Source organism: Enterococcus salsurae (genome assembly GCF_054784955.1).
In genome coordinates this window covers 636,205-653,521 of record NZ_BAAHWY010000001.1, presented here as the reverse complement: position 1 = coordinate 653,521, position 17,317 = coordinate 636,205, and the positions used below count along the sequence as shown (strand labels likewise).

At 37.0% G+C, this 17,317-nt stretch carries 17 protein-coding genes and 1 pseudogene; 17 read left to right on the top strand and 1 reads right to left on the bottom strand.

What is annotated here, in order from left to right; translation table 11 throughout:
* Positions 1–99 precede the first annotated feature (99 nt).
* From ACYVRS_RS03225 to ACYVRS_RS03185, 9 genes are all read left to right on the top strand, one after another.
* Positions 100–333, top strand: a complete 234-nt coding sequence (locus tag ACYVRS_RS03225) for a heavy-metal-associated domain-containing protein (protein ID WP_003103602.1) — start codon at positions 100–102, stop codon at positions 331–333.
* 197 nt (positions 334–530) lie between these two features.
* A complete protein-coding gene (locus ACYVRS_RS03220; RefSeq protein WP_087626983.1) occupies positions 531–2,435 on the top strand; it encodes a heavy metal translocating P-type ATPase in 1,905 nt (634 codons plus the stop codon).
* 310 nt (positions 2,436–2,745) lie between these two features.
* The gene (locus ACYVRS_RS03215; protein ID WP_075492049.1) at positions 2,746–3,108 is read left to right on the top strand and encodes an ArsR/SmtB family transcription factor; all 363 of its coding nucleotides are present in this window, start codon (positions 2,746–2,748) and stop codon (positions 3,106–3,108) included.
* Between the two features lie 16 nt (positions 3,109–3,124).
* The gene (locus ACYVRS_RS03210) at positions 3,125–3,742 is read left to right on the top strand and encodes a CadD family cadmium resistance transporter (protein ID WP_047389834.1); all 618 of its coding nucleotides are present in this window, start codon (positions 3,125–3,127) and stop codon (positions 3,740–3,742) included.
* A gap of 789 nt (positions 3,743–4,531) precedes the next feature.
* Entirely contained in the window at positions 4,532–5,092 is a 561-nt protein-coding gene (locus tag ACYVRS_RS03205; protein ID WP_016171843.1) for a recombinase family protein, read from the top strand.
* Positions 5,093–5,341: 249 nt separating this feature from the next.
* The gene (locus ACYVRS_RS03200; protein ID WP_258173302.1) at positions 5,342–6,082 is read left to right on the top strand and encodes a MurR/RpiR family transcriptional regulator; all 741 of its coding nucleotides are present in this window, start codon (positions 5,342–5,344) and stop codon (positions 6,080–6,082) included.
* A gap of 94 nt (positions 6,083–6,176) precedes the next feature.
* Entirely contained in the window at positions 6,177–7,610 is a 1,434-nt protein-coding gene (locus tag ACYVRS_RS03195) for a 6-phospho-beta-glucosidase (RefSeq protein ID WP_075492047.1), read from the top strand.
* Positions 7,600–8,211, top strand: a complete 612-nt coding sequence (locus ACYVRS_RS03190; protein ID WP_430604980.1) for a YczE/YyaS/YitT family protein — start codon at positions 7,600–7,602, stop codon at positions 8,209–8,211. The genes ACYVRS_RS03195 and ACYVRS_RS03190 overlap by 11 nt, the downstream gene beginning before the upstream one ends.
* A gap of 24 nt (positions 8,212–8,235) precedes the next feature.
* Complete coding sequence (locus ACYVRS_RS03185) at positions 8,236–9,717, top strand: PTS transporter subunit EIIC (RefSeq protein WP_016171847.1); 1,482 nt, start codon at positions 8,236–8,238, stop codon at positions 9,715–9,717.
* Positions 9,718–10,138: 421 nt separating this feature from the next.
* Here ACYVRS_RS03185 and ACYVRS_RS03180 read toward each other — a convergent pair.
* Positions 10,139–10,677, bottom strand: a pseudogene (locus ACYVRS_RS03180) (IS30 family transposase); the annotation flags it as partial.
* Between the two features lie 186 nt (positions 10,678–10,863).
* On the opposite strand from ACYVRS_RS03180, the gene ACYVRS_RS03175 reads away from it, so the two are divergent.
* From ACYVRS_RS03175 to ACYVRS_RS03140, 8 genes are all read left to right on the top strand, one after another.
* Positions 10,864–11,127 (top strand): AbrB/MazE/SpoVT family DNA-binding domain-containing protein, encoded by a 264-nt coding sequence (locus ACYVRS_RS03175; protein WP_002318881.1) that lies wholly within the window; start codon positions 10,864–10,866, stop codon positions 11,125–11,127.
* Positions 11,121–11,465, top strand: a complete 345-nt coding sequence (locus tag ACYVRS_RS03170; RefSeq protein ID WP_461202477.1) for a type II toxin-antitoxin system PemK/MazF family toxin — start codon at positions 11,121–11,123, stop codon at positions 11,463–11,465. Before ACYVRS_RS03175 ends, ACYVRS_RS03170 begins: the two co-directional genes overlap by 7 nt.
* 1,217 nt (positions 11,466–12,682) lie before the next feature.
* The gene (locus ACYVRS_RS03165) at positions 12,683–13,015 is read left to right on the top strand and encodes a hypothetical protein (RefSeq protein ID WP_022797073.1); all 333 of its coding nucleotides are present in this window, start codon (positions 12,683–12,685) and stop codon (positions 13,013–13,015) included.
* Complete coding sequence (locus ACYVRS_RS03160) at positions 12,993–14,954, top strand: V-type ATP synthase subunit I (protein ID WP_461197946.1); 1,962 nt, start codon at positions 12,993–12,995, stop codon at positions 14,952–14,954. Before ACYVRS_RS03165 ends, ACYVRS_RS03160 begins: the two co-directional genes overlap by 23 nt.
* Positions 14,951–15,421, top strand: coding sequence for a V-type ATP synthase subunit K (locus ACYVRS_RS03155; protein WP_005225567.1), 471 nt, complete (start codon positions 14,951–14,953; stop codon positions 15,419–15,421). Before ACYVRS_RS03160 ends, ACYVRS_RS03155 begins: the two co-directional genes overlap by 4 nt.
* Before the next feature lie 13 nt (positions 15,422–15,434).
* Positions 15,435–16,019, top strand: coding sequence for a hypothetical protein (locus tag ACYVRS_RS03150; RefSeq protein WP_054115304.1), 585 nt, complete (start codon positions 15,435–15,437; stop codon positions 16,017–16,019).
* Positions 16,020–16,022: 3 nt separating this feature from the next.
* Positions 16,023–17,009 carry a V-type ATPase subunit gene (locus ACYVRS_RS03145; protein ID WP_461202475.1) on the top strand — a complete coding sequence of 329 codons (987 nt, stop codon included), beginning with the start codon at positions 16,023–16,025 and terminating at the stop codon, positions 17,007–17,009.
* Positions 16,999–17,307 (top strand): V-type ATP synthase subunit F, encoded by a 309-nt coding sequence (locus ACYVRS_RS03140; protein ID WP_054115302.1) that lies wholly within the window; start codon positions 16,999–17,001, stop codon positions 17,305–17,307. Before ACYVRS_RS03145 ends, ACYVRS_RS03140 begins: the two co-directional genes overlap by 11 nt.
* Positions 17,308–17,317 lie beyond the last annotated feature (10 nt).

Sequence of the window (17,317 nt, the reverse complement as noted above, 5' to 3'; positions counted from 1 at the left end):
TTTGCTAAAAGTGAGCTATACTACAGTTGTAAAGAGGAAAAGGCAGTGTTCATTAATCTGCTGCCGATAAAATAAAAACACATAAAGGAGATAGGAATTATGGAAAAAGCTATATTGCAATTAGAAACGTTGTCTTGTCCAAGTTGTATGCAAAAAATTGAAGGTGCCGTGAAATCAGTTAACGGTATTGATAAAGACAGCATTAAAGTATTATTCAACTCCAGCAAAGTCAAAACCAATTTTGATTCAGCTGTCACTTCGATTGAAGAGATTCAAAAAGCTATCGAAAACGTAGGCTATCCGGTCCTTAAAGCAAAAGTCAAGGCCGCTTAACAGATTAAATGAACTAGGCAATTCTGGAAGAAAAGCTATTTTTCCAGGATTGCTTTTTTTGTTGCAATCCGATTCGAGGTGCTTAGAAACGATAAAAGAGAACTTTCTAAACTTGATGTCAGTCAATTAATTACTTAGGCAATTATCTTATACTGTGTTTATCAATAAAAGAGAAATTAAATTTGGAGGGAAAAAGCATGCAACAATATATATTAAGCAAGAAAAATGTTATCACCGTCATCAGTGGATTGTTAATCGTACTCGGTTTCTTCAGTCACTTTGTTTTAGAAAACGTAGGACTTTCAGAGTGGTCTTTGATCATCGCCTCTGTCTTTGGGATTACGCCAATTGCCATTCAAGCGTTTCAAGCAATGAAAGTCAAAGTCATCAGTATTGATGTCTTAGTCAGTATTGCAGCGATTGGTGCGCTTTTTATTCAAAATTATGAAGAATCGGCTATTGTCACGTTCTTATTCTTATTCGGACACTACTTGGAACAACGAACATTGAACCAAACGCGATCTGCTATCAAAGAATTGACTGAAATGGCACCCGAAAGCGCCTTGAAACAAATGGATAATGGCGAATTTGAAGAAGTAGAAGTGGATGATATAGATGAAGGGGATATCTTGCTCGTTAAAACGGGTGCGAAAGTTCCAGTAGATGGCATAGTCCTTACGGGTGAAGGGCATATCAATGAAGCTAGCATTACAGGTGAAGCTGTTCCAGTCAACAAGCTAGCTGATGCAGAAGTTTTTGCAGGAACCATTTTAGAAAACGGAACGATTCAAATCAGAGCTGACCGAGTTGGTGAGGACACCACATTTGGAAAAATTATTGAACTCGTGGAAGAAGCACAAGATTCTAAATCCGAAGCGGAACGGTTCATTGATCGCTTTTCTAAATACTACACACCAGCTGTCTTGGTTCTGGCAATTGTTGTATGGGCGTTCAGTCAAAATATTGAGTTAGCAATCACCATCTTGGTTCTAGGTTGCCCAGGCGCATTAGTTATCGGAGTGCCTGTCTCAAACGTTGCCGGTATTGGGAATGGTGCTCGTAACGGTGTTCTTTTAAAAGGGAGTGAAGTCATTCAAGACTTCAGCAATGTGGATACAATTGTATTTGATAAGACAGGTACTTTAACTGTCGGAAACCCAACCGTTGCAGCGACTGAACTGTATGAAAAAGATTCTGCTGAAACGCTTGGCTATCTGGCCAGTGTGGAACGGGAATCAGATCATCCATTAGCAAAAGCGGTCTTAAATCAAATTGGAGAAACAAACTTTTATCCTGTTGAAGGAACTGAAGTCGTGAAAGGCGGCGGAATCGTTTCAAGTGTAGCTGGACATAGAGTGGCTGTTGGGAATGTGGCCTTGATGGAAAAAGAAAATGTTACTCTCAGCAAAAAAGTGCAAAAAGATGTCAAACGGTTTGAACAACAAGGGAACTCTCTCGTTTTGACAGCGGTCGACGGTGAATTAAAAGTACTGATGGGCATTCGCGATCAAGTCCGTCCGGGTGTGAAAGCTAATTTGCAGGAATTAAAAGACTTGGGCGTGAAAAATCTAGTCGTTCTTTCAGGAGATAACCAAGGAACCGTTGATGTGGTCGCCGGCGAACTTGGTTTGACCGAAGCTCACGGCCACATGTTGCCGGAAGACAAATCGGCTTATATTGGAAAACTTCAACAACGTGGTCAAATTGTAGCCTTTGTTGGAGATGGCGTTAACGATAGTCCGTCCTTAGCTTTAGCAGACATTGGAATCGCAATGGGAAGCGGAACGGACGTAGCGATTGAAACATCCGATGTCGTTTTAATGAACTCGAACTTCAGCAACTTGCCTCACGCATTAGGATTAGTAAAAGCCACCGCAAATAATATGAAACAAAATATCGTGATTTCAATTGGAGTAGTGTTGGTCTTGTTGACTAGCGTCTTCTTCAGCGAATGGATGAATATGTCTATCGGAATGTTGGTTCATGAAGGTAGTATCTTGGTGGTAATTTTCAATGGCATGAGATTAATGAAGTATAAGTTGAAAGGTCGAAAAGAACAAAAAGAAGTATCAGCACCTGCAGAGAAAGTAAAAATATCTTAAGAATAAATTAGAAGAGGCTGAGACAATAGTCCATCCTTGAAATGACAAAAGTGGAAACTCAGATTTTTAAATCTGGGATTTTCTGCTTTTTTGAGTTCTTAAAAAAAAAATAAAAGTATAGAGTATGTTCTTTATAAAATTAATTTTCGTGAAAATGATTAAAAAATTTAATAATAAAATTTAAATTCCTATTAAGTTGTAACACATGAAATTGCTTATAATAGTGTATTGGAATTAAGATAGATTGACAAACGAGTGATCAAATAGATATACTTCATTCAAACAATCGTTTGAATTTGAGGTGAGATGAATGGAAAAAGTTTGCCAAGTGACTATCGTACATAAAGAAAAAGTAAATGTAATAAAAAATAAATTGGATCAAAAAGATTTTTCAAACTTACTTGTGTTAGGGAAATGTTTCAGCGATTCTTCTAGAATTAAAATTTTCTATGCTTTAGAAACCTATAAGGAAATGTGTGTATGTGATTTAGCAGAAATACTTACTGCTAGTGTCGCTACAACGTCACACCATTTACGTTTTTTAAAAAAATATGGAATGGCAAAATCACGTCAAGATGGAAAAGTAGTTTATTACTCTTTAGCGAATGAAGACATCCTTTCCGCTATTCGTGTTTTTTTTAAGTTATCAGAAAATCTATCTATGAAATCTTAGTTTGGAGGAAGTTATTTTGTTACAAAGTATTTTTTCAGCTATCGCTGTTTATATTTCTACCAGTATTGATTATTTGTTTATCTTGCTCATTATCTTTTCTCAAAGCCACACACAAAAAGGTATTCGTCACATTTTTTGGGGTCAATATCTTGGAACAGGTATTTTGGTAGCCGTAAGTTTGTTTGCTGCTTATGTGCTAAATTTTATTCCGCAAGATTGGATCATTGGACTTCTTGGATTAATTCCAATTTATTTAGGTATTCGTGTCGCTGTGATAGGTGAAGAGGAGGAAGAAGAAGAGGAAGTCGTTGAAAAGTTAGAATCTAGAGGAACCAGTTGGTTATTTTGGACTGTCGCCTTAATAACCATTGCGTCAGGTGGCGATAATTTAGGCATTTATATTCCTTACTTTACTTCGTTAGCCTTTTCAGAAATTGTTATTACTTTAATCGTATTTGCTTTCTCTGTTGCAGTTCTTTGCTATGTCAGTTATAAATTAGCAAAAATTTCCTTTGTTTCCGAAACATTAGAAAAATATGAACGAATCATTGTTCCTATAGTGTTTATTGGTTTAGGAATTTATATATTGATCGAAAATGGTACGATTCAAACTTTATTAAGTTTATTTAATTAATAAATAGTTTGACTGTTAGCACAAAAAAAGACATCGATTAAATCTCGTTGTCTTTTTTTGTGATAACAGATTGGCGCATTATCCAAATAGTATCATGCGATACATGAAATTAGATAAAATCATGTATGAAGAACCCTACACCCATAGGGTTCTTTTTTATGACCGCCAGAAATAAACGATTATATACCATAATCGGATAAAATCATGTATCGAAAATAGAAGCCTACGTTTTTTCTTTAATTATGTCTAATTTGGGTGTACCCAAAGCAGACACATGTAAAACATTGATTTTATTGGATGTCATTTTTATATTTAATTGGCACAGTTTTTTCTAATTATTTGTCATATTCATAGTCAACTATAGCTACAAAAGCAACTAATTTTGGAGATAGATTGAGATATTTAAAAATCTATCATGAAAAATTAGTTGCTTTTGTCACTTAGCGCTGAAAATTTATGCCATTTATCTAAAAAAATGACAGAGTATTGACTATAGTTTTCAGTTCCAGTGTCATTTTTATATTTAATTGGCACAGTTTTTTCTAATTATTTGTCATATTCATAGTCAACTATAGCTACAAAAGCAACTAATTTTGGAGATAGATTGAGATATTTAAAAATCTATCATGAAAAATTAGTTGCTTTTGTCACTTAGCGCTGAAAATTTATGCCATTTATCTAAAAAAATGACAGAGTATTGACTATAGTTTTCAGTTCCAGTAAAATCAAGGGGTTCAGAGGTGTCAGAACTAATGGTCAAAAGTAAAATAGGAAAAGAGGTTGAAAAACATGAAATATGGCTATGCACGGGTGAGTACACGTCACCAAGATTTGGAAGGGCAGATGCGACAGCTGGAAGAGGAACGGTGTGATAAAATTTTCTTCGAAAAAATAACAGGGACAAAAAGTGATAGACCAGAATTCCAAAAAATGCTTCAGAGGATTCAACCTGGCGATGCGTTAGTAGTCACAAAATTAGATCGGTTTGCGCGAAGTACACAAGATGCCTTAAATACGATTAAGTATCTTTTTGAAAAGGGCGTTCAGATTAATGTCCTTAATCTAGGTATAATTGAGAACACTTCGACGGGAAGATTAATTTTTACAATCTTTAGTGCATTTGCTGATTTTGAACGGGACTTAATTGTGGAAAGGACACAGGAAGGAAAGGCGATTGCGAAGCAACGTCCCGGATTTAAGGAAGGGCGACCAAAAAAATATTCAAAACAACAGTTATCTTTGGCAATGCAGCTACTTGAAGAAAATTCTTATACAGAAGTAGAAAAAATGACTGGTATTAGTAAAAGTACTTTGACACGCTATAAGAGAAAATACATGTCACAACACTAGCGATTTTTATATAAATTTCGTTTGTCAAATTGAAAAATCTCACTCCTACATCTCGTTATGCGATAGCGGTCTTTAATCAGTGCACAAAAAAATATCGATTCAGTCAAAGAAGAACGTCTGATTTATGAGAAAGAACGCATCCATTTATGATTCTCTCGATGTACTTTTGAATAAGTCTTTAGCCACTTCATTGAGCTGTTTATTCTCTCTGTTTTAACTTTACTTTATAAAGGACTGATATGATTGATAATGGATAGATTAAATGATGTAATAAATTCCTATAAAAAAAATTCGACATTCTATATATTGAGTTTATTCTTTCAAGAACATATTCACGAGATTCCTTATATTACAATGGATGAGGTTGCTAGTAGAACCTTTGTATCAAAAAGCCAAATTTCTAAATATGTCAGATATTTAGACTATAAAACTTACATTGAGTTTAAAGACGCTTGCGTAGAATACCTCGAATCCTTAGAGAGACGCCGTCACGATTCGAAAGCATCTAACAATATGAAAGATAATAGTTTAATCTTTGCAGGTACTATGATTCATTTTCTTAACTCTTTAACAAGTTCGTTAGATTATAATCAACTGGAGTTATTAACTGAACAGCTTACTTCCGCAAATACTATATTTGTCTTTGCTCAAGGCGATGCGCGCTATCTCTGCCATCAGATCCAAACAGAACTACAAGTGATTAACATGAATGTTATTATTTGCGATGTTGGTTTTCAACATTCCTACGATATTAACGACAATGATTTATTATTAGTACTCAGTATTGACGGCAATACTTTCAAGTACGACAAACGAGTAGTGAAGAGACTCGAAAAAATGAATGGAACAAAATGGCTTATAAGTTGTCAAAGTAATATAAAATTCAAAGGGCAACAGTTACATGTTCCCATACAATATGGAAAGTTCAATGCCTACTTCTTCAAATATGTTATTGATTTATTAATCCTCAATTTAAAGCAAACCTATTAAGCTTATTCGTCAAGGAAGTTTCTTTTAAAGAAACTTCCTTTTTGATTAGCAACATATACCTTATACTTTGTGATAAGAACAAGGAGGAATATACATGTCATTTCCAAAGAATTTTTTATGGGGCGGAGCAACTGCTGCGAATCAAACAGAAGGGGCTTACAATATTGATGGACGAGGTCCTTCAAATCTAGATTATATGCCTTACGGGGATTTACGTTTTCAAGTAGGTACAGGAAATTTGGACCCTAAATCTTTACCAGAGGATACTTTTTTTCCATCAAGAGTCGCCATTGATCATTATCACCATTACAAAGAGGATATTGCACTGATGGCCCAAATGGGATTTAAAGTCTATCGATTGTCAATCTCTTGGTCAAGGATTTATCCTAAAGGAGATGAATCACAACCTAACCAGTTAGGTTTGGACCACTATTTGAATGTCTTTAAAGAGTGTCGAAAGCATAATATTGAACCCTTAGTAACCATCAATCACTTCGATATCCCTATGTATTTGGTTAATGAATATGGGGGTTGGAAGAATCGTCAAACTATTGATTTTTATTTAAAATTTACCGAAACATTATTTAATCATTATAAAGACTATGTCAAATATTGGCTCACTTTTAATGAAATCAATATGGTCTTACATTTTCCTTTTGTAGCAGCAGGCCTAACTTTCAAGCCAGAGGATAATAGAGAGCAGATCGTAACTGATGTGATTCATCACCAATTAGTCGCCAGCTCGAAAGCGACCCAAATTGCTAAGGAAATAAACCCAAATTTTCACATTGGATGTATGTTGGCTGCTGGAAGCTACTATGCACAGACACCACATCCAGAAGATGTCTGGAAATCTATCCAAGATTCCCGTGAAAGCTATATGTTTTCAGATGTCCAAGTAAGAGGATACTACCCTAATTATTACTTAAAACAAATCGAACAACGCGGTCTCACTCTTCCTGTTAAAAAAGGCGATATTGAAGCTTTAAGAGATCACACTGTAGATTTTATTAGCTTTTCTTACTACTCTTCAAGAGTAAGCAGTGCCCAACCTGATGCTGCGAATCAAACCGAAAGTAATATCTTCGCTTCAGAAATTAATCCTTATTTGGAAACTAGCGAATGGGGTTGGCAGATTGATCCATTGGGGTTTCGCATTACAATCAATGAAATTTATGATCGTTACAACAAACCCATGTTTGTTGTCGAGAATGGTTTAGGGGCTGTCGATAATTTAACAGAAAATGGTGAGATTCATGATGATTATAGAATTAAGTACCATAAAGAACATATCAAAGCCATGTCGGACGCAATCACTCTAGATGGTGTCGAATTAATCGGTTATACATCATGGGCGTGTATTGATTCTATTTCTAACGGAACCGGTGAAATGGCTAAGCGCTATGGTTTTATTTATGTTGACCGAGATGATTCCGGGAAGGGAACATTCCGGCGTATTCCGAAAAAATCTTTTTATTGGTATCAAGAAGTAATTAAGAATAACGGTGAAAATTTAAATGATAAATAAATTTAATCTAACCTCATTATTCCGTTTATTTCTTCTTTTATTCGGATCTTTAGTTATGGGCTTAGGAGTTTCATTATCCATATCAACAGGTTATGGGAGTGATTCTCTTTCTTGGGTCTGGCAGGGTATTTCACTTCATACTAATTTAACTTTAAATCAATCCAATATGATTATCACTTTACTAATGCTGATTCCACCTTTAATTTATGACCGCGCTCAATTAGGTATTGGGAGTATTCTCCAACCTTATATTGTTGGAGCAACTGCCGAATATATATTAAATCAAGGACTCAGTAATCCGGGCAACTTTCTTTTCTTAATTATGGGTATTTTATTACTTGGGATTGGAGCCGGTATCTATACAAGTGCAAATTTAGGGAAAATGCCTTATGATGCATGTGTTTTTTGGATTAGTAAGGTCACGAAGCGATCAATTGGGTTGATTAGAAGTTTAGGGGATCTGTGTCTCTTTATTATTGCTTTGTTGCTTAATCAGCATCTTATTATTGGTCCTTTAATCTCCGTATTTCTGATTGGTTACATTCTAAACACTACGTATAATCTAATTAATAAGTTTATATTAAAAAAAAGTTGTCTCTAAAGCACAATTTTAGGAGGAATCGGAATGAGTAAACATACACAACTCGCTGAGAACATAATTAAACTAGTGGGTGGTCAAAAAAATATTAAAAGCTTACGTCATTGTATTACGCGCTTGCGATTTGAATTATATGATGAATTAAATGCAGATACTGACGCTATTAATTCGCTAGATGGAGTAATCACTGTCGTTAAGGCGAGCGGCCAATACCAAGTGGTCATAGGTAACGAAGTTGCTGATGTGTACGAAGAAATTAATAATCAACTAAAAAGCAACAAAGTCGTCGAGCATGAAGATTATGAAGATAGTACGAAAGGTAATAAAGTAAATATTCTAGACAAATTTATTAACTTTATTTCAAGTCTATTTCAACCATTTTTAGGTGCACTAGCTGCAGCTGGGATGATCAAAGGACTTGTTGCTATTTTTGGATCTTTTGGACTAAATGTTGATAATAGTGGTTTAGTCGCCATATTGAATATTGCTGGAGACGGATTTTTTCAGTTTCTCCCTATTATGCTAGCAGTCACTGCAGCGAGGTCATTAAAACTTAATGTTTTCAGTGCATTAGCGATTGCTAGTGCGCTTCTATACCCAACTATTGATAGCTTAGCCAGTGGAAATTCAGCTTTTATTTTATTTGAAAATACAATATTCCAGTCTGACGTCTATCAGACTTTCCTAGGGCTCCCGATTATTTTACCACCTGGTGGATATTATGCAACAATTATACCGATCATCATCGCAATTTGGTTCGGAGCTAAGATAGAAAAAATAGCAAAAAAAACTATCCCTAAGTCTGTTCAAACATTTTTCGTACCATTTGCTGTACTGTTAATTGCTATTCCAATTTCTATACTAATTATTGGTCCAGCCGCTTCATGGTCATCAGACTTGGTTGGAGCCCTATTTAAATATTTATACGAATTGAATACAATTCTTTTTGGTGTATTAATTGGAGGACTTTGGCAGCTACTTGTTATGTTTGGTTTACATTGGGGACTGATTCCAATTGCTATATTACAAGTTGTTGAACAAGGATACTCTCCTATATTTGGTGCTAGTGATGTTGCTTGGGCGGGAGTTATGGGTGTATTGTTGGCTGTATTTTTTAAAGCAAAAGATACACAAACTAAAGAAATTACCTTACCTGCTACACTTTCATCTTTCTTTGGTATTACTGAGCCTGGAGTATATGGTACTTTACTGCCTCAGAAGCATTTATTTATCATTGCATTAATTGCAAGTGGGATTGGCGGGGGCTATTCAGGTTATTTTGATGTTGTTCCATATCGTATGGGTGGGCTTGGTATTTTCAGTCTAGCAAGTTATATACCTGATAGCGGAGAAATTACCATGAATGTATGGCATCGACTCATATCTTATATTCTAACATTCATCATTGCTTTCATCATTACTCTAGTCTATGAGCAGCGTAGAGAATTGAAAGCTGAAAAAAATATTCGCCCAGTGGAAGATGGAACAAGAACAAGTGGAAATGGTTGAATCATTAGCTCATGATTTAGAAAAACCCCTCTTTCCATTATAAGAGGATATTTCGAGGCAATACTAGAATCTAATATTGATGACAATGAAAAATTGCATAGATACTTAACAGTTATAAAAGTAAACTTAGAGAAAATCAGATAGAAATATCGGTTCTATGTTAACTTGGGTGGACAATTTTAGTCCCTTATTTAATTAAAAAATTTGAACACTTTTCATGGTAGTTATTAAACTGCTATGAAAAGTGTTTTTTCGTTATTTTAACTTTTGCAAAGTCATTACATCACCTTCGTTTATTCTCTTTATACTTTTACTTCTAATTCTTATTTATCGATATAATTATATATAAACAATTATTGGTTCGTAATTTCTAACACTTGTGCGATATCTTACAGATAAATCATACATCTATTCCTAAATCTAAAGTAATGACGGCACTTTTATATGAATGCCAACGATCGTATCACCTTCAAGGTGACCAAACTCAGAATTGAAATCAGGATAATTATCAGGTCGATCATGGATTGAGCGCTGATACTGTTGTTTTCCCCGTTTTTCCTGACGGCCATTGGGTTTTCTTTTACCTTTCATCGGTAGTGTGTCACTATCAAATATTCCTTTAGAAAATAAACGATAAAGTGTTCTCATACCGCATGAAACAGGCCTTTCTTGTCGCCCGATAATGACGTCAGGCGTCCAACCAAGAGTGACTTTCTCTTTAATGTAATCTACTTCATGAGCAGGTAATTGAATGACTTTTCTACCACATTTTTTCTTATTTTCTTTATACTGGTGCCAATAATCAAGAGCAGTCTTGCCTTGCTTGAACTTATTGACTACATTATAAATAGTTTGTATAGCACGTCCCATTCGGTTAGCGATTTCAACCGGTTTATTATGTTGAAGATAATATGATTCTATCATTGTCAGTTCGTCTATGGTAAGATGTTTGTAGGTCATTTATGGTTACACTCCTTTGTTTTCTTTCGTCGGAAATACAATTTGAGTGTACCATAAATGCCTTTTTATTTTTCTAACTTAATTTTACAATTCGCGTTATAAAAAAGATATTAATGGATAATTATGTATATACGAAAATCGAGATATATGTTATACTTTGTATATACAATTAAAGAGGTGAATAACATGGAAATGATACCAATCAAAAAATGGGGAAATAGCAACGGACTTAGATTGCCAAAAAATTTAATGGAATTTCTGGAATTAAAGACTGATGATCGAGTATCAATCAAAAGCGAAGATGTTAATGGAAAAAGACGATTAATTATCGAACCAGCAATTTCAAAAGAAGAAGTAACTATTGAAGAGCTTTTCAAAGATTACACAGAGGGCAAAGTAAATATTAAAATTCAGGATTTAGGAAGCCCAGTAGGGAGAGAACTATGGTAGATGTTCCAAGACAAGGTGATATTCTTTTATTGAACATAGCTCCCAGATCTGGCCATGAACAGACTGGAAGAAGACCTTATATTGTTCTTAGTCACGATATTATTGCAGATACTAGTAATGTGGTTATTGTTGCACCGATAACTACAACTAGTAGAAATTACCCACTATACATTGAAATAACAGAAAATCATAAAATGAAAACACGCCGAAAAGTTATGTTAGATCAAATCACAACAATTGATTATGAAGCCAGGAACTGCAAATTTCTAGAAAAAGCTTCTGAAAAATTAATAGAAGAATTATTAACAAAAATACGAGCTGTATTTCAAAAAGTATAAATTATTTTTTCATAAAAAGTCGACCCCAAAAATTAGAAAAAAAATCTAATTCTTGGGGTCGTTTCATACTTTCAGAATCCTGCCGGTACCCCAAAAGCACACAAAACTATTATCGCGAATGAAATAATCATTTTGTGATATTTCCATTCATTTATTGTTACTGAAATGAAATCAATAAGTCAATACACAGAGGTCATAGCATAGCTTCAGAAGTTGGCACGCAAATTTATTCGTATCAAAATATTTATGAAACCGAACGATTGAAATAAATCAGGAATTTTATTGTTCCGTTTCATTCGTTTGAACAGTCGAAATCCTGGTTCCTTCAGGAGCAAATGTTGGGCAAATTCCCGAACTATTACTCTATTTGACATATTATTAAGCTGCGTACAGTGATAGTACGCTACTTTTACTGCTATATAATAAATTTTATACAATTAATTATCTAAGATACAAACTATTGAACAATCATTTTAAAAGACAAGTCAATGAGACACAATCAGATTCTGTCACATTCGATAAAATTGCTCTATCCTTAGAGGCTCTAAGAGAAAATTATTTTTCTTTTAGCGATTTTTTTCTATAGCTTTTTTAAATGTGACTTATCATCTGTTATAGTCGTATTAAGTAACATTTGTGAGGTGGCTAAACCGGAAAATATGGGCAATGAAATTAGATGCTTTTTAGTATGTATAAAATAACTACGGTCTAATAAAACGCCAATAAATCCTATAGCTAATATATTTTTTCTGCAATGTGTCCCATCGCAATCGCAGGTTGGCGATTGATTTCTCAGAGATTCACACATCTTTTTCTGATCATCCGATAAGACAATGGTTATATAATCGGTCCTCTCCAATTCTTTCGAATCTTTTGAAAGAATAATTTAGGGGTAAAGAATGTTAATATATAGAGTTTAGAGTAAATGTTGCCGCTGATTGGCGAAGTGCAGAGTGGTCTAGTGATGAGAGATGAAAATAATTGCACTTATCTATTGATGATTGGGATTATTTTTGTTAGAATATATATTGTATCAAAAAATTGAAGACACAAAGGTTGAGCATTTCGGTGTTTCAAGGATCAGGTTTGCCAAGGGGTGAGGCGAACATTCTTGGAGGAATGCTGGCCTTTTTTTGTTATAAGCATACTTCTTCGCGAGGTATGCTTTTTTGTTTGTTTTTCAGTTGAATATACACATGATTATAGGAGGGGAATTAATGAGAGAAGCTTTGACTCGTTTACGAGAAGCAGAAGAAGCCAATGAACAGCAATTGATCGCTTTGAAAAAAGCGCTACAATTGGAAGAAGCGCAGCAACAACAAGAATTGCAAAAACGGGCTGCCGCTTTGGAAGAGGCACTTGCACAAGAACAAGTCGCAGTCGAAGAGCAGTTACACCAGTCGCTGGAAGCACAAAAGCAACGGCTGGCAGAAGAAAATCAACAAGTTTTAGATCGTTACCAAAAAAATATGCAAAGCTTCCAAGAGCAAGCGATTCAACAGATCGTTGAAGGAGTGATCGGGACTTATGGCAGTAACCAAACTAAATAAATTAACGTTGATCACCCCGAAACGCTACCAAGAAAGTTTGTTGACGAAGTTGCAAGCGATGCAGTTTGTTGAAATCGAGAATGTATTTGAGAAAGAAGCCAACGAAACTTGGTTGCAGGAATTTTTTGCAGGTACAACGCCAGAAAGTACTTCTCATCAGACACTGATTCGTCGTCTACAAGAAGCAATCCGCTTTATTCGTCAAACTGGCGATGCGAAAAAAAGCACGGAGTGGCGGCGGGCTGCCTTGCGGCTGTCGGACTTTGAAACAAGCTTCGATGAAGCAGCAGCTTTAACAGAACTAGGTCAAGTTGAGAATTTGCAGGAGCGCTGGTTAGAGACGATTGAAGCGATCGAAGCAGCGACTCAGGCAGAAGATTGGGCGACACAGTGGCAAAATCTTGACGTGCCACTAGAAATTGAAGCACCTACACATACGTGTTTTTTTGCAGGTAGTGTTGAAGAACCACGCTGGGAAGATCTAGCTGAAGCTTTGCGTCAATTGGAAGATGTTTATATAGAAGTCATCTATTCTGATCAGAAGAAAGTTAATTTCAGCTGTCTTTTTTTAGCAACGACCGAGGCGCAAGTTTTCCAATTGTTTCACCGTTTTGGGGTGAAGAAAGAAACTGGCCTAACATCAGAATCACCAAAAGTGGTTTTGCAAAACGCGAAACAAGCGTTGACTTCCTTGACGCAGCAGCGCAAAGAACTGATTACAGAAATCAGTCAGCACAAACAACGGCTGATCCTGTTGCAGCAAGCGGAAGAACTGTTTTTGACTCGTGAGAATCGTGCAATGATGCAACAACGTCTAGCGGCAGGTCAGACATTTTCGCTCTTGCGCGGGTGGATTGCAGAAAAGGATCAACCGTTAGTGGCAGAAATGGTCCAAGAATCCTTTGCCAATGAGATTTACTATTCATTTGAAGAACCAACGGCAGACGAGATTGCTGCCAATCAAGTACCAACGAAGTTAAAAAATGCTTCATTTATACAACCCTTTGAAATGCTGACGGAAATGTATAGTTTGCCGAAATACGATGAAATTGATCCAACCCCTTGGATGACGCCTTTCTATTATGTTTTCTTTGGGATGATGGTGGCTGATTTAGGTTATGGTGCATTGATGGCTGTAGCGACAACGATTGGGCTGTATGCCTTACGTTTGCCAAAAGGAACCAAACGATTTCTGAAATTGTTCCAGATATTGTCTGTACCAACCATGATTTGGGGTGCAATCTACGGCTCTTTTTTTGGTGCTACATTGCCTTTCCAGCTTTTATCGCCCGCCGAAGATTTTATGGCAATCTTTGGTCTATCGATGATTTTTGGTGGCATCCAACTGTTTACAGGTCTTTATTTGGCGGCTAAAGAAAACATCCGCAAAAAGGATCTTTTAGGTGCAGTAAACGAAGGCTTTGCGTGGCTAGGACTTTTGAGTGGTCTGCTAGTGGCAGCCGCAGGCAATCTTTTGATTGATGTCCCTGCATTAACCACTGTCGGCTTGATTTTAGCGGGCTTTAGTGCCTTATTGATTATCGTGGTACCGATTCTTAAAGGGAAAACCAAAGTGGGCGGCTTCTTTCTAGGGTTGTACGACTTGTACGGTGTGACGAGTTACATCGGTGACTTTGTCAGCTACAGTCGCTTGATGGCTTTAGGGATCTCCGGTGGGAGTATTGCAGCAGCCTTCAACTTATTGGTGGGCTATTTGCCGCCAGCTGCTCGTTTTTCAGTGGGTATTCTCTTATTGCTTGTACTGCAAGCATTGAATATCTTTTTATCGTTACTGAGTGCATATGTGCATGCCGCTCGTTTACAATATGTAGAATTTTTCGGCAAATTTTTCACTGGTGGTGGACGTCAATTTGAAACCTTTACGCCAAGTGAGAAATATGTTGATTTTGACAAAGAAAATGGAGGAGACAATAAATGATTGATTACTTGATTAACAATAATGGTGGTATGGTGTTTGCAATTATCGGAATGGGGATTGCGACGATCTTTTCTGGGATTGGTTCAGCCAAAGGTGTGGGCCAAACTGGTGAAGCAGCGGCAGCTTTAACGACGAATCAGCCTGAGAAGTTTGGACAAGCTTTGATTTTACAATTGCTTCCTGGGACACAAGGTCTATACGGATTCGTTATTGCGTTTATGATTTATGGCAGCTTAAGTGGTGAAATGTCGACAGTGACTGGTATGGCTTATTTGATGGCATCACTGCCAGTTGCTTTTACTGGTTTATTCTCAGGAATGGCCCAAGGAAAGGTCGCTGCAGCTGGGATTCAAATTTTAGCGAAGAAACCAGAGCATTTCTTTAAAGGCGTGATGTTCTCAGTAATGGTTGAGATGTATGCCATCTTAGGCTTTGTTATTTCTTTCTTACTTTTAGGAACGATTTAAAGGGGGCGAAGGTATGGATGCAATCGACAAAATGATTGCTGAACTAGACCAAGAAGCGCAGATAAAACGGGAACGTTTGGCTGCCGCTGAACGTGCTAGGATCAGTGAAACCATGGCACGTGACTGGGCGAAGAAAGAGTCGGACTTGCAGCTTCGTGCCCAGCAAGCAAAAAAGCAAGTCGAAAAAAATTATCAGCAAGCCCTGAATCGCCAATCAAGTGCCGCCAAGCAGCAAAAAATGGTGAAGCAAAATGAATATCTGACACAACTTTTTGAGCAAGCTTATCAACAAATGATTGGTTGGACACCAGAAGAGCTCCAGACATTTGTTGAAAATGTGCTGGAGCGGCTGCCAATCAGTGGCACGTTGACCTTTCATGCGGGTCTAGATCAAGCAGCCCACTTAGATGATACTTGGGTCGCGGCTTGTCAGTCCGACTTGCCGTATCAAATCAAGGTAGGAACACCATTGTCAGAAGCTGGATTTTTGGTGGATGACAATGGTATTCAATACAACTTTACTTATCGTGTGTTACTTGAAGAATACAAGAAAGAATCCCGTGAACGGTGGTTACAGATCATACAAAAAGGAGGTTGATCCATGAGGAACTATCATCAATTGAATCCCATCATTCGGCTGAAAGAAATGACTTTACTGAAGCCGCAAGAAGTGGAACAAATGATTACGGCAAAAAACTTTGCTGTGGTCGAAACGGTGCTGCAGCAGACCCATTATCAACGCTATTTGCATCCATATTTTCACGAACAATTCGAAATATCACTTGATGAAGAATTGTTAAAGACAATCAAAGAATTGATCGAGCTGGTTCCCAATCAAGAAATCCTCCGATTGTATATGATGCCTTTTACTTTCCACAATCTGAAAGTCTTGACCAAAGAGTCAGTGACTGGAAAGGATTATGCGCATCTACTGGTTGAAGACGGTTTTTACACGATCGACGAATGCCGGACCGCCATCAAAACAGGCGTATCAGAAGTATTGCCTGAGAAAATCGTGACTACAATTCAAGAGGTTCGGGAATACTTGGAAGGCGGCGCTGTGTTGCAAGGCATCGATATCATATACGATCGCCGGTATTTGCATGAACAACGGCGATTGGCAGACAAAATCAATATACCTGAACTACAAGAAGCCGTCATTAAGATGATCGATTTAACCAATATAACCATCGCCGCTCGCTGTCTGAGCCAAAAGCGATCCTGCAGTTTTATGAAGGCGGTCTTGGTGAGTGTCGGCAGTATCCCGAAAGAAGAATTTTTAGCGTTTGCAGATGCGTCCTATAGCGACTTTATAACGTTCTTATTAGAAAGTGAGTATCAGGAAGTGATGCGGCCAATCATTCATGAACAAGTGATCGACTTCGCTGGCTTGGCGCTTTTACAAGACAACTTGATTACAGAAAGCTTTGCACCAGCCCAAATAGATGCTTTAGGACCACTACCTTTACTCGCATTTTTGAATGCTAAGATTTTGGAACTGCAAAATCTGCGTATCTTGCTGGTAGGCAAACGCAGCGGCTTTACGGAAGGACAAATCAGAGAAAGGATGCGGCGCTATGACGCATAAAATCGGTGTGATCGGCGAGAAAGAATCCGTCATTCCTTTTCAATTATTTGGGTTCCAAGTTTGTTATGCCTCGGAAGAAAAAGAAGTCAAGCAGGCACTGGCAAAATTAATGAAGAGTAGTACGATTATCTATCTGACTGAAAAATGTGCAGAGATGATTCCCGATGAATTAGCAAAGGTCCAACAAAAAATGACACCTGCGATCATCTTGATTCCTGATTACGATGGTTCCCGAGGAATCGGCAGACGGATGATTCAAGATAATGTTGAAAAAGCGGTCGGACAAAACATACTATAGAGAGGAGCCG